17 protein-coding genes are annotated in these 20,939 nt (G+C 69.1%); 5 read left to right on the forward strand and 12 right to left on the reverse strand.

Annotated elements, in window-relative coordinates:
* Nucleotides 1-91: 91 nt before the first annotated feature.
* Nucleotides 92-1,549, reverse strand: a complete 1,458-nt coding sequence (locus E6A21_RS13895) for a sugar porter family MFS transporter (RefSeq protein WP_138444820.1) — start codon at nucleotides 1,547-1,549, stop codon at nucleotides 92-94.
* Between the two features lie 276 nt (nucleotides 1,550-1,825).
* On the opposite strand from E6A21_RS13895, the gene E6A21_RS13900 reads away from it, so the two are divergent.
* Nucleotides 1,826-2,914: an AI-2E family transporter gene (locus tag E6A21_RS13900; RefSeq protein ID WP_138444759.1), complete on the forward strand. Its 1,089-nt coding sequence runs from the start codon at nucleotides 1,826-1,828 to the stop codon at nucleotides 2,912-2,914.
* Between the two features lie 48 nt (nucleotides 2,915-2,962).
* On the opposite strand, the gene E6A21_RS13905 is transcribed toward E6A21_RS13900, so the two are convergent.
* The 7 genes from E6A21_RS13905 to malQ all read right to left on the reverse strand — a co-directional run bounded on the left by E6A21_RS13905 (nucleotide 2,963) and on the right by malQ (nucleotide 11,984).
* Nucleotides 2,963-3,694, reverse strand: coding sequence for a gamma-glutamyl-gamma-aminobutyrate hydrolase family protein (locus tag E6A21_RS13905; protein ID WP_212745944.1), 732 nt, complete (start codon nucleotides 3,692-3,694; stop codon nucleotides 2,963-2,965).
* Complete coding sequence (locus E6A21_RS13910) at nucleotides 3,687-4,466, reverse strand: 3-oxoacyl-ACP reductase (protein WP_138444761.1); 780 nt, start codon at nucleotides 4,464-4,466, stop codon at nucleotides 3,687-3,689. Before E6A21_RS13910 ends, E6A21_RS13905 begins: the two co-directional genes overlap by 8 nt.
* 79 nt (nucleotides 4,467-4,545) lie before the next feature.
* Nucleotides 4,546-5,940, reverse strand: a complete 1,395-nt coding sequence (locus E6A21_RS13915) for an aldehyde dehydrogenase family protein (protein ID WP_138444762.1) — start codon at nucleotides 5,938-5,940, stop codon at nucleotides 4,546-4,548.
* A 1-nt stretch (nucleotide 5,941) separates the two neighbouring features.
* Nucleotides 5,942-7,324, reverse strand: a complete 1,383-nt coding sequence (locus E6A21_RS13920; protein ID WP_246036517.1) for a glutamine synthetase family protein — start codon at nucleotides 7,322-7,324, stop codon at nucleotides 5,942-5,944.
* A gap of 11 nt (nucleotides 7,325-7,335) precedes the next feature.
* Nucleotides 7,336-8,064 (reverse strand): FadR/GntR family transcriptional regulator, encoded by a 729-nt coding sequence (locus E6A21_RS13925; protein ID WP_246036518.1) that lies wholly within the window; start codon nucleotides 8,062-8,064, stop codon nucleotides 7,336-7,338.
* Between the two features lie 9 nt (nucleotides 8,065-8,073).
* On the reverse strand, nucleotides 8,074-9,621 hold the full coding sequence (locus tag E6A21_RS13930; RefSeq protein WP_138444763.1) for an amino acid permease: 1,548 nt from the start codon (nucleotides 9,619-9,621) through the stop codon (nucleotides 8,074-8,076).
* Between the two features lie 152 nt (nucleotides 9,622-9,773).
* A complete protein-coding gene (gene malQ, locus E6A21_RS13935) occupies nucleotides 9,774-11,984 on the reverse strand; it encodes a 4-alpha-glucanotransferase (RefSeq protein ID WP_138444764.1) in 2,211 nt (736 codons plus the stop codon).
* Nucleotides 11,985-12,084: 100 nt separating this feature from the next.
* Between malQ and E6A21_RS13940 the strand changes: the two genes are divergently transcribed.
* The 3 genes from E6A21_RS13940 (at nucleotide 12,085) to E6A21_RS13950 (ending at nucleotide 15,348) form a co-directional block, all read left to right on the forward strand.
* Complete coding sequence (locus tag E6A21_RS13940; RefSeq protein WP_246036519.1) at nucleotides 12,085-12,849, forward strand: dienelactone hydrolase family protein; 765 nt, start codon at nucleotides 12,085-12,087, stop codon at nucleotides 12,847-12,849.
* A gap of 211 nt (nucleotides 12,850-13,060) precedes the next feature.
* Nucleotides 13,061-14,035, forward strand: a complete 975-nt coding sequence (locus E6A21_RS13945; RefSeq protein WP_138444765.1) for a C-terminal binding protein — start codon at nucleotides 13,061-13,063, stop codon at nucleotides 14,033-14,035.
* Nucleotides 14,032-15,348 carry an alpha-hydroxy acid oxidase gene (locus E6A21_RS13950; protein WP_138444766.1) on the forward strand — a complete coding sequence of 439 codons (1,317 nt, stop codon included), beginning with the start codon at nucleotides 14,032-14,034 and terminating at the stop codon, nucleotides 15,346-15,348. The genes E6A21_RS13945 and E6A21_RS13950 overlap by 4 nt, the downstream gene beginning before the upstream one ends.
* A 122-nt stretch (nucleotides 15,349-15,470) precedes the next feature.
* Here the strand turns inward: E6A21_RS13950 and E6A21_RS13955 are convergent, their stop codons facing one another.
* Nucleotides 15,471-16,391, reverse strand: coding sequence for a hypothetical protein (locus tag E6A21_RS13955; RefSeq protein ID WP_138444767.1), 921 nt, complete (start codon nucleotides 16,389-16,391; stop codon nucleotides 15,471-15,473).
* A gap of 249 nt (nucleotides 16,392-16,640) precedes the next feature.
* Here E6A21_RS13955 and E6A21_RS13960 point away from each other — a divergent pair, with 249 nt between their 5' ends.
* Nucleotides 16,641-17,540 (forward strand): SMP-30/gluconolactonase/LRE family protein, encoded by a 900-nt coding sequence (locus tag E6A21_RS13960; RefSeq protein WP_171041412.1) that lies wholly within the window; start codon nucleotides 16,641-16,643, stop codon nucleotides 17,538-17,540.
* 39 nt (nucleotides 17,541-17,579) lie between these two features.
* On the opposite strand, the gene E6A21_RS13965 is transcribed toward E6A21_RS13960, so the two are convergent.
* The 3 genes from E6A21_RS13965 to E6A21_RS13975 form a co-directional block, all read right to left on the reverse strand.
* On the reverse strand, nucleotides 17,580-18,734 hold the full coding sequence (locus E6A21_RS13965; RefSeq protein WP_138444825.1) for an MFS transporter: 1,155 nt from the start codon (nucleotides 18,732-18,734) through the stop codon (nucleotides 17,580-17,582).
* A gap of 127 nt (nucleotides 18,735-18,861) precedes the next feature.
* Nucleotides 18,862-20,547 (reverse strand): ABC1 kinase family protein, encoded by a 1,686-nt coding sequence (locus tag E6A21_RS13970; protein ID WP_138444768.1) that lies wholly within the window; start codon nucleotides 20,545-20,547, stop codon nucleotides 18,862-18,864.
* Nucleotides 20,548-20,550: 3 nt separating this feature from the next.
* Nucleotides 20,551-20,805, reverse strand: a complete 255-nt coding sequence (locus tag E6A21_RS13975; RefSeq protein ID WP_138444769.1) for a GntR family transcriptional regulator — start codon at nucleotides 20,803-20,805, stop codon at nucleotides 20,551-20,553.
* Nucleotides 20,806-20,939: the final 134 nt, after the last annotated feature.

Genomic DNA, 20,939 nt, shown 5'->3' on the forward strand with positions numbered 1-20,939 from the left:
GCTCCCGAAGGACGAAGGGGAGGAGGGGGTGGGGGGAGAAGGAGATCGTTGCCTACCTTCTCCCCCCTTTCCGTCTCGGGAAGCAGATCGCTCAGTCCGCGGCGGCCTTCCCAGGCCGTACGAACAGAGTCTCCGCCTGCTCGAGCGACATGCCGTTCGTCTCGGGCACCTTCGTGAGCACGAAGAAGAACGAGAGGGCGGCGAACGCGGCATACATGCCATAGGTGAGCGGGAGCGACCACGCCGCCATGGGCGGGAACGAGACGGTGATGAGGAAGTTCGCGATCCACTGGGCCGCGGCCGCGATGCCGAGCCCGCGCGCGCGGATCGACGGCGGGAAGATCTCACCGAGCAGCACCCACACAAGGGGGCCCCACGAGGCGCCGAAGCACACCACGAACACGTTGGCCGCGACGAGGGCGACAGGTCCCCACGCCCCCGTGAGGGCCGGCTCGCCGTTCACGAGCCTCGCCGTCGAGAACGCGAGGGCCATTGTCCCGAGGGAGACGGCCATGCCGACGGACCCGACGAGCAGGATCGGCCGCCGGCCGACGCGGTCGACGAGCGCGATCGCGATGAGGGTGACCAGGATGTTGGTGATCGACGTGGCGACCGAGATCGTCAGCGAATCCTCCTCGCGGAAGCCGACCGACTTCCACAGGGTGGTCGAGTAGTAGAAGATCACGTTGATGCCGACGAACTGCTGGAACACCGACAGGGCGATGCCGACCCACAGGACCGGCTTGAGGCCGAGGGCGTGGCCGCGGAGGGCACCCCTGCGCTCGGAGAGGCGGTCCTCCTCGATTGCCTTGCGGATGTCCCGGATCTCACGGTCGATGTCGTCGTCAGGAGCGATCGAGCGGAAGACGTTGCGGGCGCCCTCGTCGTTGCCGCGGAGCACGAGGAACCGCGGCGATTCCGGGAGGACGAACGCGATCCAGCCGTAGACGACGGCGGGCACTGCTCCCGCGATGAACATCCAGCGCCATGCGTCGACGCCCCACCACAGGGTGTGGGTGGCGCCGCCGGCACCGTTCGCGAGGAGGGCGTCGCTCAGGAGCGCTGCGAAGATGCCGCTCGTGATGGCAAGCTGCTGGAGGGAAGCGAGGCGGCCGCGCATCTGCCGAGGCGATATCTCCGAGATGTAGGCCGGCGCGATCACGGACGCAAGGCCGATGCCCAGGCCGCCGACGAGGCGCCACAGGATCAGGTCCCAGAGGCCCACCGAGAACCCGGTGCCGATCGCGCTCGCGAGGAAGAGGAGCGCGCCGAGCTTCATGGCCGGGATGCGGCCGAAGCGGTCGCCGACCGCGCCGGCGAGCCAGGAGCCGACGGCGCACCCCAGCAGTGCAACCGCGACGGCAAAACCTGTGACAGCGTGGGAGAGGGAGAAACTGCCCTGGATGGCGTCGACCGCACCGTTGACGACCGATGAGTCGAAGCCGAAGAGGAAGCCGCCGACGGCTCCCGCAACGGCCAGACCGATGACTTTTCCGTGTGAGGCCTTCGGCGCCGCCGGGGCGGCGGCGTGTTCTTGAGGTTCCTGCACCACAGTGGGCCCTGCCTTCGCATGTTCGTCTTCACCTGCCTGGATGGGCAGGTGTGCGCGCTGGACCCACCAGCGGGCGCCAGAGCGCCGTGCCAGTCTGCCACTCCTCGCCGTCGACCACCACGCGGGGAGACGAGACGTATCCGTTCTGTGATCCGGCCGCGAGACGTGTCGGCGAGTTCCGGCTCATGCTCGACGTGAACCCTTGGCTATGCGTGGTTCGGCGTTGCGCGGGGTAGCTAGAACGCACGTCACCTAGCTGAAAGGCGCCACGACATGCCGCAGCCCAAGCCGCCGCGCCCGACCCTCGCAGCCCTCTGGACCGACGGGCTGGGCCGGGCGAGCATCCGCTCGGTTCAGGTCCTCGCGGTCGCCGCGCTCGTCGTCGTCCTCCTCTGGGCGATCACCAGAGTCCCGCTCGTCCTCATCCCGGTGACCCTCGCCCTCATCCTCGCGTCGGCCATCTCGCCGCTTGTGCACTTCCTCGCGCGCCGCCACTGGCCCCAGGCGCTCGCCGTCGCCGCGTCGTTCCTCGCGATCCTCATCGTCTTCGGCGGGGTCGTCACGGGCGTCGTCTTCCTGATCCGCGCTGAGGCGAAGGAACTCGCAGTCCGGTTCACGAACGGGATCCAGCAGCTCCACGAATTCCTCAACAACGGGCCAGTCAAAGTGAGCGACGCCGAGCTCAACAACGCCCGCGACTCCATCCAGCGGTTCTTCACCAACGGCAGCATCGGCGCGGAGGCGCTGAGCGGGGCAAGGACCGTGGGGGAGATCTTCGCCGGGGTCGTGCTCATGGTCGTCATCCTGTTCTTCTTCCTCAAGGACGGCGCGAAGATCCGCGGCTTCTTCATCGGCTTCATGCCGGCCCAGCACCAGCCGACGGCGCACCGCGCCCTCGAGCGCAGCGCCCACGTCCTCGGCGGGTACGTGCGGGGCACGGCGCTCGTGGCGCTCACGGACGCCGTGATCGTCGGCGTCGCGCTGCTGATCCTCCACGTTCCGCTCGCCCTTCCGCTCGCCGTCTTCGTCTTCATCGGGGGCTTCATCCCGATCATCGGCGCCACGGTCGCCGGACTCCTCGCAGTCGCCGTGGCGCTCGTCTCGAACGGGCCCGTCGCGGCGATCGTAGTGCTCGCGGTGATCGTCGGCGTCAACCAGCTCGAGCACCACGTTCTCCAGCCTGCGTTCATGGGCCGCGTCCTCAGCATCCACGGCCTCGCGATCGTCCTCTCGCTCGCGGCCGGGACGATGCTCGCCGGCATCGTGGGCGCGCTGCTCGCGGTGCCCGTCACGGCCGTCTCCTGGACGATCATCAAGACGTGGATGGGGCGGGACGAGGTCGAGGGCTCCTCACCGGCCTGACGGGCTCCTCACCGGCCTGACCGGCTCCTCACCGGCGAGACGGGCTCCTCACCGGCGAGCGGCCAGCGCGCTCCTCCGCTCGCTCGCCGCGCGAACCAGGCCCTCGAAGAGCCCCGCGTCGCTTGCGGTCTCGGGGTGCCATTGGACTCCGACGGCGAACCGCTCGCCGGGGGCCTCCATCGCCTGCAGGACCCCGTCGTCGTCGTACGCTGTGGCCTCGTAGGACGGGTGGGTCGCCACCGCCTGATGGTGGTGGCAGGGGGCGAGGACGGTGCTGCCGATGAGGCCCGATATCCGGTGGCCGGGCTCGACGTGCACCTCGGTCGCTCCGTATCCGCCGGGAGTGCCGGCGTGGCGGTCGTGGCCGACGACGTCAGGCAGATGCTGCACGAGGGAACCGCCCGCTGCAACCGCCATGAGCTGCATGCCACGGCAGATGCCGAGCACCGGGAGCTCCAGTCCATGGGCGGCCTCGAGGAGCCAGAGCTCCGAAGCGTCGCGCTGGTCGTACCAGCGGACGACATCAGGGTGAGGCGACTGTCCGTAGCGCTCGGGATTGATGTCCGAGCCCCCCGCAAGGAGGAGGCCGTCGAGGCGTTCGACGGCGCCTTCCGCAGCCTGCCGGGTGGCGAACGGCGGCAGCAGCACGGGAATCCCTCCCGACCGCTCGACCGATCGGGCGTAGTCGGAGGGAAGGAGGTCGGCATCGACCCCCCGCCAGGCGGACCAGTCGGCCGCCTGGCGGTAGGTCGAGATGCCGATGACGACGGCGTCACTCAAAGTCGGACTCCAGCGGGGTGACGTACGCGTTCGAGAGCCCGCCGTCGACGAGGAAGTCCGTGGCGGTGATGAAGCTGGACTCGTCGCTCCCCAGGAAGGCGACCGCATTGGCGATCTCCTCCGGCTCGGCGAAGCGGCCCATGGGGACGTGGACGAGCCGCCGTGCGGCCCGCTCGGGGTCCTTGGCGAAGAGCTCCTGGAGGAGCGGCGTATTGACCGGGCCCGGGCAGAGCGAGTTGACCCGGATTCCCTTGCGCGCGAACTGCACGCCGAGTTCGCGGGTCATGGCGAGCACGCCGCCCTTCGAGGCCGTGTAGGAGATCTGGGAGGTGGCAGCACCCATGATCGCGACGAATGAAGCCGTATTGATGATGGAACCGCTCCCCTGCTCGAGCATGTACGGGAGGACCGCCTTGCAGCAGAGATAGACGCTCGTCAGGTTCACCTCCTGCACCTTGCGCCACGCGTCGATCCCGGTCTTCAGGATCGAATCGTCGTCGGCGGGGGAGATGCCCGCGTTGTTGAAGGCGATGTCAATGCGCCCGTAGGTCTCCTTCGCGTGGGCGAACATCGCGGCGACGTCTTCGGCGTCAGTGACATCCGCCCGCACGAAGGAGCCGTCGATCTCGTCGGCGATCTCCTTGCCCCGGGCCTCGTCGAGGTCGCCGATCACCACTTTCGCGCCCTCGGCCGCGAACTTCCTGACCGTCGCGAGGCCGATCCCGCTGGAACCGCCGGTGATGACGCCGACCTTGCCGTCGAGCTTTCCCATGTCCGTGCCTTTCGTTGAGGAGCTTCTGTCCAATGAGGAGCTTCTGTCCAATGAGGAGCTTTTGAGTGAGGAGCTTTTGTCAGATGTCGGTGGAAATGAAGACGTTCTTCACTTCTGAGAAGGAATCCGGCGCGTCAGGTCCCAGTTCGCGGCCGAGGCCGGACTGCTTGAAGCCCCCGAAAGGGGTCCAATAGCGGACGGAGGAATGCGAATTGACGGACAGGTTTCCGGATTCGACGCTCCGGGCCACGCGCAGCGCCCGCCCCAGGTCCCGGGTGAAGATCGACCCGGAGAGCCCGTACTCCGTGTCGTTGGCCTTGGCGATGGCGTCCGCTTCGTCCGTGAAGGGCAGGACGGCGACGACCGGGCCGAACAACTCGTGCCGCCACACGTCGTCGTCCGTGCCGCGCGGGAGGACGACGCGGGGTGGGAGCCAGAAGCCGGAGGACGCGTCGACCGTCTGGCCAGTGATGGCGACGTCGGCATTCTTGAGGTAGGCGGCGACGGAATCGCGCTGGCGGGCCGAGATCAGCGGGCCCATCTCAGCGTCGGGCCGCGAGGGATCCGTGACCTTGAAGCGCTCGACGGCTGGCTGGAGCAGTTCGAGGAACCGCTCGTACACGGTGTGCTCGACGAGGATCCTGGACCGCGCGCAGCAATCCTGCCCCGCGTTGTCGAAGGCGCCACCAGGGGCACTCGCCGCGGCCTTCTCGAGATCGGCGTCCGCGAAGACGATGTTGGCGCTCTTGCCCCCGAGTTCGAGGGTGAGCCGCTTGACCTGGTCCGCGCAGCCCCGCATGATGCCCTTGCCCACGGCCGTGGACCCCGTGAAGCACACCTTCCGCACGAGCGGATGCGTGACGAAGCGCTCTCCCACCACGGAGCCCTTGCCCGGGATGACGGTGAAGACACCCTCGGGGAGGCCCGCCTCGAGCGCGAGCTCCGCGAGCCGCATCGCCGTGAGGGGGGTGAGCTCGGCGGGCTTGAGGACGACCGTGTTCCCGGCTGCGAGGGCTGGCGCGAACCCCCAGCCGGCGATGGGCATCGGGAAGTTCCACGGCACGATGACCCCGACGACGCCGAGGGCCTCGTGGAACGTGACGTCGATCCCCCCGGGTACGGGAATCTGCTTTCCGAAGTGGCGCTCGGGAGCCGCCGCGTAGTAGTTCAGGACGTCGCGGACGTTGCCGGCCTCCCAGCGGGCATTGCCGATCGTGTGGCCAGCGTTGGCGACCTCGAGCAACGCGAGTTCCTCGAGGTGTTCCTCGACGACGGCGGCAAAGTTCCGCAGGAGCCGGGCGCGGTCGGCGGGGGCGACGGCGCGCCAGGCGGGAAACGCCCTGTGGGCCGCCTCGATCGCGGCGTCGGTCTCGGCGAGGTCGGCGAGGGGCACGTCGGCGATCGGGTCCGCCGTCGCAGGGTTCAGCACGGTGACCGTCCCGCCTGCGCCGAAGGCGGTGGTGGGGATGCGCATGTCAGAGCCTTTCGAAGCCGCGGCGGAGTTCCCAGTCGGTGATCGCGGCGTCGAAGGCTGCCAGCTCGACATCCGCGTAGTTGAGGTAGTGCTTGACGACATCCTCGCCGAACGCCTCGGCGGCGATGGCCGAGGCCGCGAGGGCGTCCCGCGCCTCGCGCATGGTGGAGGGTACCGTGGGCGCGCCTGAGGTGTAGGCGTTCCCGACCGTCTGGGGCTCGAGAGGAAGCTCGTTCTCGATTCCGTAGAGGCCGCCCGCGAGCATGGCCGAGAGCGCGAGGTAGGGGTTCACGTCTCCGCCCGGAAGACGGTTCTCGAGCCGTGCGCTCTGGCCCTGTCCCACAAGGCGGACGGAGCACGTCCGGTTGTCGAGGCCCCACGCGACCGCGGTCGGGGCGAAGGAGCCCTTGACGAAGCGCTTGTAGGAATTGATGTTGGGCGCGTAGAAGAGCGAGAACTCGCGCATCGTGGCGAGGACACCCGCGATGAAGTGGTCGTAGAGCGGTGTCCGCCTGTGCGCCGACTGGTCCCAGAAGACGAGGGAATCGTCGAGGCCCCTGAGCGAGAGGTGGATATGGCAGGAATTTCCTTCTCGCTCGTTGGGCTTCGCCATGAACGTGATGGACTTCCCGGCCTGGTGCGCTATGTCCTTCGCGGCGGTCTTGTAGACGGAATGGTTGTCCGCGGTGGTGATCACGTCGTCGTATTTGAAGGCGATTTCGTGCTGCCCCAAATTGCATTCGCCCTTGGCGGACTCCACGTTCATCCCGGCGCCGTACATCGCATTGCGGATCTCGCGGAGGAGCGGCTCGACCCTCGCCGAGCCCAGGATCGAATAGTCGACGTTGTACTGGTTGGCGGGGGTGAGGCTGCGGTAGCCGCTTGCCCATGCCTCCTCGTAGCTCGTGTCGAAGACGATGAATTCGAGTTCGGTTCCGGCGAGGGCCTTCCAGCCGTGCTCGGCCGCGCGGTCCGCCTGCGCTCGGAGGATCGAACGGGGCGAGACCCGCACCGGCGTTCCGTCCTCGAGGGCGAGGTCGCACTGGATCATGACGCTTCCGGGGCGGTGGGGGAGGCGCCGGATGGTCGCGAGGTCCAGTTCGAAGACCATGTCCCCGTAGCCCTTCTCCCACGACGTGATGTCGTATCCGTCCACCGTGTTCATGTCGACGTCGACGGCAAGAAGGTAGTTGCACCCTTCGGTTCCATGGTCGAGGACCGAATCGAGGAAGAACCGCGCATGCAGGAGCTTGCCCTGCAGCCTGCCCTGCATGTCGGTGAAGGCCAGGGTCACCGTGTCGATCTCGCCGCCTTCGATGGCGGTCCGGAGTTCTTCGACGGTGAGCATGCGCTCGTTGCGTGTGGTGAGAGTGGACAGATTCATGGCGAGGGAACTCATTTCAATAGACCCTTGAGGAGAGCAGCGGTCGCGTCGCAGTGCTCGTGCATCACGAAGCGGGCGCGTTCGGCGTCGCCGTCGAGAATTCCGTGCACGATCGTGTAGTGCTGCTCGTCCGAATTCGCGATGTTCTTCTGGAGGAAGGGGATTTCCGCCAGGAACTGGTGCACCTTGGCCTGGACGAGGCTGCATGCCTTGGACAGTTCGTCGGAGCCGCAGACCGAGGCGATGGCAAGGTGGAGACGGGCATCGGCCTGACGGTAGTCGGCTGGGCTCGTGACCTGGTTGAAATCGTTGAGGCAGTCCGTGAGGAGAGCACGCTGCTCGTGGTCGAGCGGGCTCTTCGCGGCGCGGTAGGCCGCCCCGGGCTCGATCACGGAGCGGAACACGACGATGTCCTCGATCTCGGCGTGCCGTTCGCCGGCCGGATGGGCCCCGCCGGGCCATTCGCTCGCAATCGACTCGACGATGGTTCCGCCCCCGCGTCCGCGGGTGGTCGAGACGAACCCCGCGGCGCGGAGAGCGCTGATGGCCTCGCGGAGCGTCGCGCGGGAGACGTTGAGGCGCTCCGCGAGGTCCCGCTCGTTGGGCAGCTTGGACCCCGGCCTGAAGATTCCCAGCTGGATCGCCGAACCGAGCTGTTCGACGCACGATTCGAAGGCCATGTGGCCCCGAACGGGGTGGAGCATCGCGTCGATGAGGGGTGCATCAGTCGTGCTGGTCATGGCGTCAGGCTATTCCTCGAGGAGCTGCTCGGCTTGGACGGTCAGGTGCGGGGCCTCTTCCGGGCTCATGAAGTGCTTCCGTCCACGGGAGAGCCAGAGGATCCCGGCGAGCGCGGCGACTGCGACGACGGCGATCGGTGCGTAGTTGAACGTGTCGACGGTGATCGGGTACACGGGCGGGAGGACGAACAGCACGACGATGAAGATGACCCAGACGACGGCGATCCAGCCGATGACCGGGCTCCACTTCCCGAGGTTCCACGGCCCCGGCTTGAAGTCCTTGTCGAGGCGCCGGAGCAGGACCGGTGTCACGTAGGCGATGTAGAGGCCGATGACGGCGATGGACGTCACCGCGAGGTACGCCGTGTAGTTGAAGAGGGCCGGTGCCGCGAGGACGATCGAGATGCCGACGCAGAGCCAGATCGAGTTGGTCGGGGCTCCCACACGCGGGTTCACCTTGGCCCAGAGCCGAGAGCCCGGGATGGCGTTGTCGCGCGAGAACGCGTAGCTCATCCGGGAGTTCGCCGTGACGGAGGCCATGCCGCAGAAGAACTGCGCACCGCACACGAGGAAGAGCAGGAACTTCGCGACCGTCGGGTTGTTGAGCGCGTCGAGGAAGACCTGGGCCGGGGGCAGGCCGGTTGCTGTTCCGGCGAGCTTGGTGAGGCCCGCGTCGCTCCCGTCCTGGATGGATGCCGTGATCGAGTACAGCAGGATCCAGCCGCCGATGATCGAGATGAGCACGCTCATCACGATGCCGCGCGGGGCTGCCGTGGACGCGTTCTTGGTCTCCTCGGCGACGTGGGCCGAGGCGTCATAGCCCGTGTAGGTGTACTGCGCCATGAGGAGCCCCATGCAGAAGACGTAGGGGCTGAACGACCAGCCGGTCTGGTTGTGCCACGCCGTGAATGTCCACGCCGCCGACTGATGCGCGGTGGGCAGGATCCAGAGCGCGCCCACGATGACCGCCGCGCCGACGATGTGCCACCAGGCCGAGACGTTGGAGAGGAAGCTCACGAGCTTCACGCCGAAGGTGTTCAGGAGGCCGTGGATCACGATGAGGACGACGAAGAGGACGAACGTGCCGACGGGAGTGGGCTCGACGCCCCAGGTGAGGTTCGCGAACGCCAGCATGGTCACGGCGGCGCCGTAGTAGATGGCCGCCGTCACGGCAACTTCCCCGAGGAAGTTGAACCAGCCGACGAACCAGGCCCACTCTCGCTTGTTCTTCTTCGCGAGCCGGCCAGCCCAGAAGTAGAGGCCTCCGGCCGTGGGGTATTTCGAGCAGACCTCGGCCATCGCAAGGGCCACGCAGAGCACGAAGGCCCCGGCGAGGGGCCAGCCGACATTGATGGCCGCCGGCCCACCGGACGTCAACGCGATTCCGTAGGAGGTCACGCACCCGGCGAGGATCGAGATGATCGAAAACGAAACGGCGAAGTTGGAGAACCCCGACATGCCGCGGTGGAGTTCCTGTTTGTAGCCAAGCTCCGCGAGCACAGCCGCGTCGCCGTCGACAGCGGGCGTGGCGGAAGCGAGGGTTTCTTCTTCTCTCATGGGTCTTGCTGCCTATCTCGAGGAGGGAGCAGAACGCGATGGAGCAATGGTGGTCTGCATCACAGATAAATGTCAATGGCCTGACTCTAGGCCTTTGACCTTTTGCGTCCTCGAGACGGCAGCTGGCCCCTCCTGGGAACCCGGGGGAAGCTCTAGTCCCGGCCTCCTCCCGCTGCTTCTGGGGTCTCCCCGTCGAGCAGCGCGTCGCGCACCGTTCCGAGCAGCGAGGTGAAGCGCTCGTTGCGGGGGAGCTCGTCGAGCAGGATCGCCTCTCCGTCGGGTCCGGCGAGGGGGATCCGCCAGTTCGGGTACTCGGTGTCGGTGCCGGGCTGATTCTGAGTGCGCCGCTCTCCCACGGCGTCCACGAGCGCGACGCCGAGGAGGGCGGAGGGGGTGAGGGCGGTGAACGCGTAGAGCGCCTCGACGGTGCGCTGGACATCATCCCCAGCCACCGAGGCGGCGGCGCCCTGGTTCCCGACGGCTGGCAGGAGGCCGCGCTCGCGGACGCGTTCGAGGACGGACTCCTGCTCCGCCGCGTCCGCGGCGCGCTCCTCCTCGACGGGTCGGCGCAGGAGCCCGAGCGACTCGCGCAGGGTGACGTGTTCGCCGGCCAGATAGCCCGCGGTCGGGGGCAGGTCGTGCGTGTTGACGCTCGTCAGGCACGCCCGCCGGTACCGCTCGGGTTCGAGCGGGCCGTCGTCGTCGCGCTCGAACCACAGGATCGACGTGCCGAAGACGACCCGTTCGGCAAGGTAGTCGCGCACCCACGGCTCGAACACGCCCAGGTCCTCGCCGACGACGATGGCGCCCGCGCGCTGCGCCTCGAGGGCGAGGATCCCGATGAGGGCCTCGTGGTCGTAGTAGACGTACGTGCCCTCCTCGGGGCCGCGGCCCTCGGGGATCCACCACAGGCGGAAGAGGCCGAGGATGTGGTCCACCCGGATCCCGCCCGCGTGCCGGAGGATCGTGCGGAGCATGTCCCGGTACGGCGCGTAGCCCGCCGCGGCGAGGCGCGAGGGGTGCCAGGGCGGCTGATTCCAGTTCTGGCCCTGCTGATTGAACACGTCCGGCGGCGCGCCCACCGTGACGCCCTTGGCCAGGACGTCGGAGAGCATCCAAGCGTCCGCGCCGTCAAGCTTGACCCCCACCGCGAGGTCATGGACGATCCCGATCTCCATGCCGGACTGCTTCGCACTCCGCTGCGCCCGTTCGAGCTGCTCGTCGCAGAGCCACTGGAGCCAGCGGTGGAATTCGATGCGGTCGGCGTGCTCTTCGCGCAGCTCGTCGGCCCGGGGCGAAGAGGGCGACGACGCCGCGGCCCAATCCGGGGAGGACGGAGGCAGGGTCTCGGCGAGCGCGCACCACAGGGCGAAGTCGTCGAGGCCGCGGCCCAGCTCGGCGCGGAACCGCTCGTACTGCAGCTCCCGGGACGGGCTTCTCGGGACAGCGAAGACGAGGCGGAGGGCGGCGAGCTTGGCGTCGAAGGCCGTGGTCCGGTCGAGCAGGTCCGCAACGCGGTTGGCGGCGTGCAGCCTCGCGGCGAGCCGCTCGACCTCCTCGCGGGCCGCGGACTCGAGATAGCCGTATTCGGGGATGTCCTCGATCCGGAGATAGAGCGGATTGAAGAACCGGCGGGTCGCGGGCAGGTAGGGGGAGTCCTCGACGGGAGGCTTGGGCTCGGCCGCGTGCAGCGGGTTGACGAGGACGAAGCTCGCACCCTCGGCCCCCGAGATCGCGGCGAGGTCGTCGAGGTCGGCGAAGTCGCCGATGCCCCACGAGCGCGAGGACCGCACGGAGTAGAGCTGCGCCATGAGGCCCCAGCGGCGGCGGTCCTGGAGCTGCACGGTGGTCGCGAGCCGTGCCGGGGTCACGATGAGCGGGCACTCCGCGACCTTGCCGTCGCTCTCCGCATGCAGGGTGTGCCAGCCGAGCGGGAGCTCGCGGGGGAGGGCAAAGGCTAAGCGGTCCGTCAGGACGCCGTCGACCTCTCGAGGGCGCTCCGGGTCATCCTCCTGCGCGGCGTCGAAATCCCGGCCGTCCTCCGCCGAGATCCAGACGCGGACCCCGCTTGCGTGGGGGACGTGAAGGTGAACGGTGTTCGCCTGGCCTTCGCGTACGACGACGACGGGCGGCAGGATCCGGCGCCACGGCTCGAGGGCGGCTTCGGCCAGGGCGCTCTCGACCTCCTCGGGCGTGTTCGCCTGCACCCCGAGCGCGCCGAGGACTATGCGCAGGGTCCTGGGCGAAACTGCTCGTTCGGCACCGTCGAAGCCATGGAAGGAGGTGGCCACGCGATATGCGGAGGCGAGCTCGCGGAGGAGGGTGTCGGTACGGTCGTCCTGGATCTGCTCTGTTCCGGCCATGGCCCCACTCTAGGCTGCGCGCGCTCCACGGAACGAGGACGACGCAACCGGGACGACGCAACCGGGGGGCGCGCAACTGAGGAGAGTAGCCTGTGCCTCTGTGACTTCCGTGAACAGCATGAAGGCAGAGATCCCCACCGCCGACGGCGTCGCCGACGCCTACTTCACCCATCCGGACGACGGTGCGCCGCACCCGGGCGTCCTCTTCTACATGGACGCGTTCGGGCTTCGGCCGCACCTCGAGGCGATGGCCGATCGGCTCGCCGAGGCGGGCTACGCGGTCCTCGTGCCGAACGTGTTCTACCGCACCGGGCCGAGTCCCGTCTTCGACCTTCCCGAGTTCATCGACATGTCCCAGCGGACGGGCATCTTCGACCAGATCGGCCCCGCCATGCGGGAGCTCACCCCGGAGCGGGCGGTGAGCGACGCCGGGGCGTACCTCGCGTGGCTCGAGTCGCGGCCCGAGGTGGCAGAGGGCCCGGTCGGGGTCACGGGCTACTGCATGGGTGCGCGGCTCTCGCTCCGGACCGCCGGCGCCTTCCCGGAGCGGGTCGCCGCGGCGGCCGGCTTCCACGGCGGCGGACTGGCAACCGAGGATCCCGACAGCCCGCATCTCGTGGCCGACCGTGTCAGGGCCGAGCTCTACTTCGGGCACGCCGACAATGACCACTCGCTTCCGCCGGAGCAGATCGACCGGCTCAACCAGGCGCTCAGCGACGCGGGGGTCCGGTTCCGTGCCGAGGTATACGAGGGTGCAGGCCACGGCTACACCCAGGCTGACACTGCCTCCTACAACCGAGACGCGGCAGAGCGCCACTGGAAGGAGCTCTTCGCCCTCCTCGAGCGGACACTTCCGCAGAGCTAGTCCGCTCCCCCCTTGGTTCGTTCCCTCAATGCACCGCGCACGAGGCCCCGCAACGGAACTCCCTGTTGCGGGGTCTCGTGCTGCCGGGGGCCTTCATTTGCAACGGGCGCAAGGCGGTTCCTATTGGATATAGGATTTATGGGGTTTGGGCTGGACTGTCCGTGCGCCGTCGGACGCGGTAGCAGCCAGCCAAAGAGGGAAGGAATGCTTCGTGGATGGGAAGCCCCGCGTCGTTGTGACCGACTTGGATCAACCGTCGCTCGCCGAGGAAGAAGAGATCAGTGCCGCCGAGGGATTCGAGCTCGTCCGCGCTGAGTGCCGCACCGAGGACGACGTCATCCGTGAGGCCGAGGGTGCGGACGCCCTGATCGTCCAGTACGCACCCATCACGCGCAGTGTCTTCAAAGCGCTGCCGGGCCTCAAGGCTGTGGCCCGCTACGGCGTCGGCGTGGACACGGTCGACCTCGATGCTGCGACGGAGTTCGGCGTCGCCGTCTGCAACGTGCCCGACTACGGCACCGAGGACGTCAGCGACCACGCGATCGCCCTCGCGCTGAGCCTCGCGCGCGGCGTCGTCGGCCTCGACCGCGAGATGCGGGGCGGCAACTACTCGCTCGCCCCGGTCCAGCCGCTGCACCGCATCGCAGGGCGCGTCTTCGGCGTCGTCGGCCTCGGGCTCATCGGCGCTGCAACCGCGCGCAAGGCGCGCGGCGTCGGCTACAAGACCATCGGCTTCGATCCCGTCCACGAGCCCGGCACGACGACCCCCGACGGCACCGAGGTCGTCGGCTTCGACGAGCTGCTCCGCCGCGCAGACGTCGTCTCGCTCCACGTCCCGCTCAACGCCCACACCCGCCACCTCGTCAACGCCGACGTCCTCGCGGCCATGAAGTCCAGCGCGGTGCTCGTCAACACGTGCCGGGGCGGCGTCGTCGACACCGAGGCGCTCGTCGAGGCGCTGCGCTCGGGCCGGCTCCGCGCCGCGGGCCTCGACGTCTTCGAGCAGGAGCCGCTTCCGAAGGACAGCCCCCTGTTCGAGCTGCCCAACACAGTGCTCACCCCGCACGCGGCCTGGTACAGCGAGGAATCGCAGGTCGAGCTCAAGCGACGCACGGCGCAGAACGTCGCGGACGTGCTGGCGGGACGCAAGCCCAGGAACATCGTGAACCCGGAGGTATTGGCATGACGACGATGAGCCCCAACCCGACCCCGACCGCAACCCAGGCCGAGGTGAGCCACAAGCCCGGCAGCGCGCCCGCCTTATCGGCGCCCGACGCGCGGGTGCCCGTGCGGCGCCAGCTGCCCAAGGTCTCCGAGGTGCGCGAGCTCCTCCAGTTCAGGGCGCCCGTCCTCGACCCGGTCCGGCGCCGCCTCGAGGGCGCGCTCACCATCGAGGACCTCCGCAAGATCGGCCGCCGGACCACGCCGCGCGCCGTCTTCGACTACGTCGACGGCGCCGCCGAATTCGAGGTCACCGCCCAGCGCAACCTCGCTGCCTTCCGGAACGTCGAGTTCGTTCCCGAGACGCTCAACTCGGTGGCCGACCCCGACCTCTCGACCGAGCTGTTCGGCGAGCGCATCGCGTTCCCCCTCGTGTTCGCGCCCACTGGCTACACGCGCATGATGCACCACGAGGGCGAGGCCGCCGTCGCCCGCGTCGCCGAGCGGAACGGCCTCCCGTACTCCCTCTCGACGGTCGGCACGACGACCATCGAAGAGGTGCGGGACGCCGCCCCGAACGGGCAGAACTGGTTCCAGCTCTACCTGACGAACAACGAGGCGCTCAACGAGGAGATGGTGGGCCGGGCGCTCGACGCCGGCTGCAAGACGGTCATCCTCACTGTCGATACCGCCGTGGCCGGCGGCCGCCACAAGGACACGCGCAACGGCCTGACCATCCCGCCGTCGCTGACCGTGAAGACGTTCCTCGACATGTCGCGCTTCCCGTACTGGTGGTTCAACAAGCTCACGACGCCGCCGATCAACTTCGCGCTCCTCCGGGACTACCCGGGAACGTCCGCCGACGTCGCCGCAATGCTGTTCGACCCGGGGCTCAACTACGAGGATCTCGAGTGGCTGCGCAAGGCGTGGCCGCACAATCTCCTCGTCAAGGGCATCACCAACCCCAAGGATGCGGCGCGCGTCGTCGAGCTCGGCGCTGACGGCGTCGTCGTCTCGAACCACGGCGGACGCCAGCTCGACCGGACCCCGGCGACCCTCGACGTCCTTCCCGCCGTGCGCGACGCCGTCGGTGCCGAGGCGACGCTTCTGCTCGACAGCGGCGTCCGGAACGGCCAGGACATCGTTGCCGCCATCGCGCGCGGGGCGGACGCCGTGATGATCGGACGGGCCTACCTGTACGGCCTCATGGCCGGGGGCGAGCGAGGCGTCCAGCGGGCCGTCGACATCCTGCGGACCGAGTATCGCCGCGGGCTCCAGCTGCTCGGGCTCAAGGAGACCCGGCAGATCGACGCGCGCCACTTGCGGACGAGGGCCTAGCTGACCTCGAACGGCGGGGCACCCGACGGGCGCCCCGCCCGACCAAACCCCGGCGAAGCGCCGAAACCCCTTGTCAGCGGCGGGGGTTTCGGCAGCTGGCCGGGGTTTCGTCGTCGATAACGTCAGGCGGCGGTCTTGAGGACAGCGGCAATGCGTCTCCGGAGGACCGTCTCGTCGAACAGGTCGCGCCATTCGATCCGCAGTAGTACCCATCCCTCTTCCATGAGCGCCCGTTCGCGCTTTCGTTCCCGCAGGAGCGCCTGTCCGGTCGGCTCGTACGCAAAGTACTTGACGTCGCCGTCGAACTCGAGCCCGACCTTGAGCTTTACCCATGCGAAATCGAGACGGTATCGGCCAAGCCGCGTGGACACCTCGACCTGCTGATCGGGCATCTCGAAAGGCATGAGGCTTAGCAGGTATCGAAGGAGGCTTTCGCCGGGTGATTCGCACAGTTCCGAGGCGAGTTCCCAAGCAGCTCGTGCGGTTCTAATTCCTCTCTTGCCGCCTGCCGAGGCCAGCAGGACGTCGACCGCCTGACGGTCTGCACCGAGTCTGAGCCCGTGATCAAGGAGGATCTGAGCCTGGCCGCCTCGCAGGATGCGGGCGGAATCGACGAGGGTCCGTTCGAGGGTGGTTGCCGGCAGGCCCCGCTGGGTGTGCAGCTCGGAAGGAAGCAGGATCCCGCCGTGGCTCCTCACATCTTCGGCGCGGGCGCTCCGTCCCGGGCACTTGGGCCTGGTGACGTGAATGGCGTCGTCGGCGTTCCACAGGTGGAGTCCATGAAGACGGGCCGCGCTGATGTGGCTGTAGGCGAACACCGGCTCCTGCCGCCGCGCGGCCTCCTCATAATGGGCGGTCAAGACCATGAGGTGTCGGTCGTCCGGCGAGAGGCGGGCCCACGCGGTTGCCTCGTAGTAGGCCCCTCGCCTGATTCGGACCACAGTCCTCGCCTCTAGCAGGCGATCGGCGGCCTTCGAGGAGCCAAAGCGGTCATTCAGCTGCGAGGTCAGCCACGGGCCGGGGTGGGGCAGGACGAGTTCCATGCATCGAATCTCGCAGGCTGGAGGCCCAGGCGGTCGCCGAGAACAGCTCGATGTGGATAACCCGCGAGGCGATCCGTGCCACGTAGCTCACGGGCCACGGTCACGAGCCCTACGGGAACCGCCGAAACCACCTGATAGCGGCGGGGGTTTCGGCGGCCCGCCGGGGTTTCGTCGCAGAGATGCGGATCGGCGTGGGGCGTGGGCTAAGGTCGATGGAAACTGATTCGTTCACTACGGGCAGGGGGAGCTATGCGCGCAGAATCACCCGCCGTCGGGCTCATGGGTCCACTCGAGCTCCTCTTCACAGGCACGGTCTGGGCCGAGGGGCCCGTGTGGGTCCCTTCGTCCCAGACCGTCCGCTGGAGCGACATCCCGAACGATCGGATCCTCGAGTTCGACCCGGCCACGGGGGCGACCCGGGAGTACGCGACGAACGTCGAGTTCACCAACGGCCGCACGCTCGACGTCGACGGGAGCGTCGTGCAGTGCAGCCACGGGCGGCGTCGCGTTGAGCGGGACGACGACGGCGAGGTGAGCGCCGTCGTCGACTCGTTCGAGGGGCGACGCCTCAACTCGCCGAACGACGTCGTCGTCGCCCGAGACGGCACGATCTGGTTCACCGACCCGCCGTACGGCATCCTCCCCGGCACGAACGAGGGCCACGAGGGGGAGCAGGAGTACGGCGGCTGCTACGTGTTCCGCTGCGGGCACGGGGGCGAGGGCCTCACCCCCGTGGTGACTGACCTCGTGCACCCGAACGGCCTCGCGTTCTCGCCGGACGAGTCCCTTCTCTACGTCGCCGACACCGCGGGCCTCCGCCACAGCGTGCCGTTCCGCATCGCCGTCTACGACGTCGTCGAGGGGGCCTGCCGCAACGGCCGGACGTTCGTGGACCTTGACGACGCTCACCCGTCGGACGGATTCAGGGTCGACGTCGAGGGGCGCGTCTGGACCTCGGCGGGGCCGTCGGTGCGTGTCTATTCGCCCGAGGGCGCGCTCCTCGCCGAAACGGAGCTGCCCGAGACGGTCTCCAACGTCTGCTTCGGCGGCCCGGACGGGCAGGACCTGTACATCACCGCCACGTCGGGCCTCTACCGCCTGCGCACCGCCACCCGTGACGCTGCGCAGCGGTCCGGCGCCGGGGCCTGAGCCCTACGGCGGCCGGGGCCGGCGCCGAGTCCGGTCGGCCTAGCCGACGTTGGCGTGCTCGTCGCGGCGAGGCACTAGCGGTATCGCGGCGAGCGGTGCGGCGGCGACGAGGCAGAAGGCGAGCGGGTACCCGAGGGCCGCGACCAGGGCGCCGACAGCCGGTCCCACGCCCGACGCCGCGATGAACTGCCCCGTGTTCTGTGCGCCGAGCGCCTTGCCGGACCAGCGCGGCCCCGCCGCCTCCGCGACTGACGTGAACGCGAGGCCGTTGTCCGCCACGCTGACGACCGTCGCGACCATGAACGCCGCGATCGCCGCGGCACGCAGGGAGGCGAGGTCGGTCGCGGCCGCCAGGGCCATGGTGGCGGCGGCCGCAACCGCGACCCAGCGGAGGAGCCGCACCCGGCTTCCGAGCCGGTCGCTCCACACGCCGACCGCGATCCGCCCGAACGCCCCCACGACCTGTGCGATGCTCACGACCGCCCCGGCGGAGACGCTGTCGAGCCTGACGTCGGCGATGAGCCACACGAGCCCGAAGGTCGAGAGCGTGAACTGGGGAACGACGAGGAGCACCGAGACGGCGTGGATGCGCCACAGAAAGGAGCCCGTCCGGTACGGGTTGGGTGGGTCACCGGGCTCGGTTCGGCCTGAGGGCCGGGGCGGATTCGCGAGGCCCACCGCGCACAGGATGGCGAGCGCGGCGTTGAACACGAGCGGGAGGACGAGGGCCGCACCTGGCCCGTGTGCCGCGGCGATCCATGGCACGGTGAGCGCAGCCACGGTCACGCCGAGCGGCTGGGCCATCTGCCGGATCCCCATCGCCAGCCCGCGGCGGTTCCGCGGGAACCAGCCGACGACGACGCGGCCGCTCGCGGCGTTGCTGCTCGCCGCTGCCGCTCCCCCGAGGAGGCCGAAGACCCCGAGAGCGGTGTAGCCGGGGACGGCGACTGCGCCGACTGCGGCGAGGGCGGTCAGCGCGAGCCCCGCGGAGATCACCCATCGTTCGCCGATGCGGTCCGCGAGGGCGCCCCATGCGATGAGGGTGAGGACCATGCCGACGGTCGGGGCCGCCGCGAGGAGCCCCGCCTGCGCGAGTGGCATGCCGCGTTCGGAGTGGAGCACCGGGATGAGGAAGGCGGGCGCACTCACGAAGGCGGTCCCCGCCGTCTGCGCCCCGACGCCCAGCGCGAGCATGCGCCACGCCGTCGCGTTCGTCGTCGCCCGATCTGCTTTGCTCTCCACGCTGCCGTGCCCCTTCCGTCACGGTCATCGTGCTCCAGAGTCCACGTAGTGAGCACTTTTGTCTCACACAGTGGAACGGTCAGCCGCGGGGCTGGTTGGGCCCCCCACGCCTCCGCCTCGCGGCAGCGCTCCACGCGAGGTAGCCGCCCAGCCCCCCGAGGGCTGTGAGGCCCGTGCGCATGAAGGGGGCCCGCCAGCCGGTCCACCGCTCCCGGTCGAGCGAGACGAGGTCTCCGACCCCGCGGATGAAAGCCGCCGCGATCACTCCCGCGACCACCCGGTCGCCGATCTTCTCGGCACGGATCAGGAGCGGCTCGAGTTCGGCCGCGCGCAGGCGGACCTCGAAACCGCCCGAGTCCACGATCCGCACGAGCCCGTCGACGAGGTGCGGGAGGTCCTCGACGAGGTCCATCGCCCCCAGCCCCGCCTCCTTGAGCCCGTCGAGGATCGCCTGCGGGGAGTGCCTCGCGACGAACAGCTCGACGACGTACGGCTGGAGCGCGTGGCTGAGTCGGAAGCCCGGGTCGAGGACGCGGCCCAGGCCTTCGGCCATGACCACCATCTTCGCGATGACGGCGATCTCCTCGGGCAGCTGCAGCCGGTGCTTCCGGACGACCGCGAGAAGCTGCTGCACGAGCCGGGCCGTGTCCACATCCTGCAGGTCCACGCGGTCGTAGAGCCCGATGAATTCGGCGACGTCGTCGGCCAGCTCCGGGAGATCGGACTCGTGCCGGCCGGAGGACATGTCGAGGAGCGTGCGCGCGAGCCGCCGGGCGTCCTTGCGGGCGAGCGCGAGGAGGAGGCGGCTCAACTGGTCGTGCAGCCGCTCGTCGATCTCGCCGACCATGCCGAAGTCGATGAGCGCGATCGCCCCGTCGCTCTGGACGAACATATTGCCCGGGTGCGGGTCGGCGTGGAAGAAGGCGTCCTTGAAGACCATCTGGGCGAGGGCGCCGGCTGCGTTGAGGGCGAGCTCCGAGCGGTCGAACCCCGCCGCGTCGAGGGCCTCGATGTCGTTGATCTTGAGCCCCTCGACCCGCTCGATCGTGAGCATGCGCGACGTCGTCGTCTCCCAGTAGACCCGAGGGATCCGGATGCTCGCGTTGTCGGCGAAGTTCTCCGCGAAGCGCTCGGCGTTGCGGCCCTCCTGGAGGTAGTCGAGCTCCGCGAGGATCGTGCGGCCGAACTGCTCGACAAGGCCCACGACGTTGTAGTCCGCTGCCGCCGACCACTGTCGGCTCGCCGACGCGGCGAGGTTCCGGAGGATTTCGAGGTCCTCGCGGATCCGGTCCACCGCCCCCGGCTTCCTCACCTTCACCACCACGCGCGTGCCGTCCGCGAGGCGAGCGCCGTGGACCTGACCGATGGACGCGCTCGCGATCGGCTCGTCGTCGAACGTCGCGAAGGCCTCCTCCGAGTCGATGCCCAGTTCTTCGCGGACGACGGCGCGGATCTCCTCGGGCGGGACCGGCGGCACTGCGTCCTGCAGCTTGGCGAGCTCGAGCTGATACGGCTCCGGAAGGAGGTCCGGTCGGGTCGAGAGGATCTGCCCGAGCTTCATGAACGTGGGCCCGAGTTCCTCGAGGGCGAGGCGAAGGTGCTCGGGGCCGCCGGCGGTCGCGTCGATGGTCTCGCCGAGCAGGTTCGCGGGGGACCAGCGCCCGAGCCCCGCCGCGTGGAGAAGGTGGCCGAGGCCGTGGCGGGTCAGGACCTCGCCGATCTGGGCGTAGCGGGCAGCGCGTGCGCCCGAGATTCCGAAGGCCATTCTCTACTCCCGGAGTCTTCCGGCCAGGCCGTCGATGACGGGCTGGCGGCCAAGTTCGACGTGTGCTGCAGCCAATGATTCGGCGAGCTGGGCCCGGCCGGCGAGGATGGCCTCCTTGGCGAGCGTGAGCTGGCGGACGACGGCGCCCCGCCGCGGCGCGGCGACGATGAAGCCGTCCTGCTCGAGCCGGTGCAGGGCGTCGCGCACGGGGATCCGCGACACGCGGTGCTCGGGGGCAGCCTGCACGGGGGTCTCCATGATGGAGACAATACGCGACGGCGCACCTTTGCCACGACGGCGCACCTTTGATGCGGAAGCGGACGACTATGCGCGGTGAAACGTGCGCCCTCGTAGGAAGCTTGCGCCTTCACCTTGTGCGGGGAGGGGCTCCG

The organism is Sinomonas susongensis (genome assembly GCF_005877005.1).
Classification (GTDB): domain Bacteria; phylum Actinomycetota; class Actinomycetes; order Actinomycetales; family Micrococcaceae; genus Sinomonas; species Sinomonas susongensis.

What these genes read in the sequence shown, in the direction of transcription:
- E6A21_RS13900 (WP_138444759.1), top strand. Translation starts at nt 1,826, where the DNA reads ATGCCGCAGCCCAAGCCGCCGCGCCCGACCCTCGCAGCCCTCTGGACC.
- E6A21_RS13910 (WP_138444761.1), bottom strand. Translation starts at nt 4,466, where the DNA reads ATGGGAAAGCTCGACGGCAAGGTCGGCGTCATCACCGGCGGTTCCAGC.
- E6A21_RS13915 (WP_138444762.1), bottom strand. Translation starts at nt 5,940, where the DNA reads ATGCGCATCCCCACCACCGCCTTCGGCGCAGGCGGGACGGTCACCGTG.
- E6A21_RS13920 (WP_246036517.1), bottom strand. Translation starts at nt 7,324, where the DNA reads ATGAATCTGTCCACTCTCACCACACGCAACGAGCGCATGCTCACCGTC.
- E6A21_RS13925 (WP_246036518.1), bottom strand. Translation starts at nt 8,064, where the DNA reads ATGACCAGCACGACTGATGCACCCCTCATCGACGCGATGCTCCACCCC.
- E6A21_RS13930 (WP_138444763.1), bottom strand. Translation starts at nt 9,621, where the DNA reads ATGAGAGAAGAAGAAACCCTCGCTTCCGCCACGCCCGCTGTCGACGGC.
- malQ (WP_138444764.1), bottom strand. Translation starts at nt 11,984, where the DNA reads ATGGCCGGAACAGAGCAGATCCAGGACGACCGTACCGACACCCTCCTC.
- E6A21_RS13950 (WP_138444766.1), top strand. Translation starts at nt 14,032, where the DNA reads ATGACGACGATGAGCCCCAACCCGACCCCGACCGCAACCCAGGCCGAG.
- E6A21_RS13955 (WP_138444767.1), bottom strand. Translation starts at nt 16,391, where the DNA reads ATGGAACTCGTCCTGCCCCACCCCGGCCCGTGGCTGACCTCGCAGCTG.
- E6A21_RS13960 (WP_171041412.1), top strand. Translation starts at nt 16,641, where the DNA reads ATGCGCGCAGAATCACCCGCCGTCGGGCTCATGGGTCCACTCGAGCTC.
- E6A21_RS13965 (WP_138444825.1), bottom strand. Translation starts at nt 18,734, where the DNA reads ATGCTCGCGCTGGGCGTCGGGGCGCAGACGGCGGGGACCGCCTTCGTG.
- E6A21_RS13970 (WP_138444768.1), bottom strand. Translation starts at nt 20,547, where the DNA reads ATGGCCTTCGGAATCTCGGGCGCACGCGCTGCCCGCTACGCCCAGATC.
- E6A21_RS13975 (WP_138444769.1), bottom strand. Translation starts at nt 20,805, where the DNA reads ATGGAGACCCCCGTGCAGGCTGCCCCCGAGCACCGCGTGTCGCGGATC.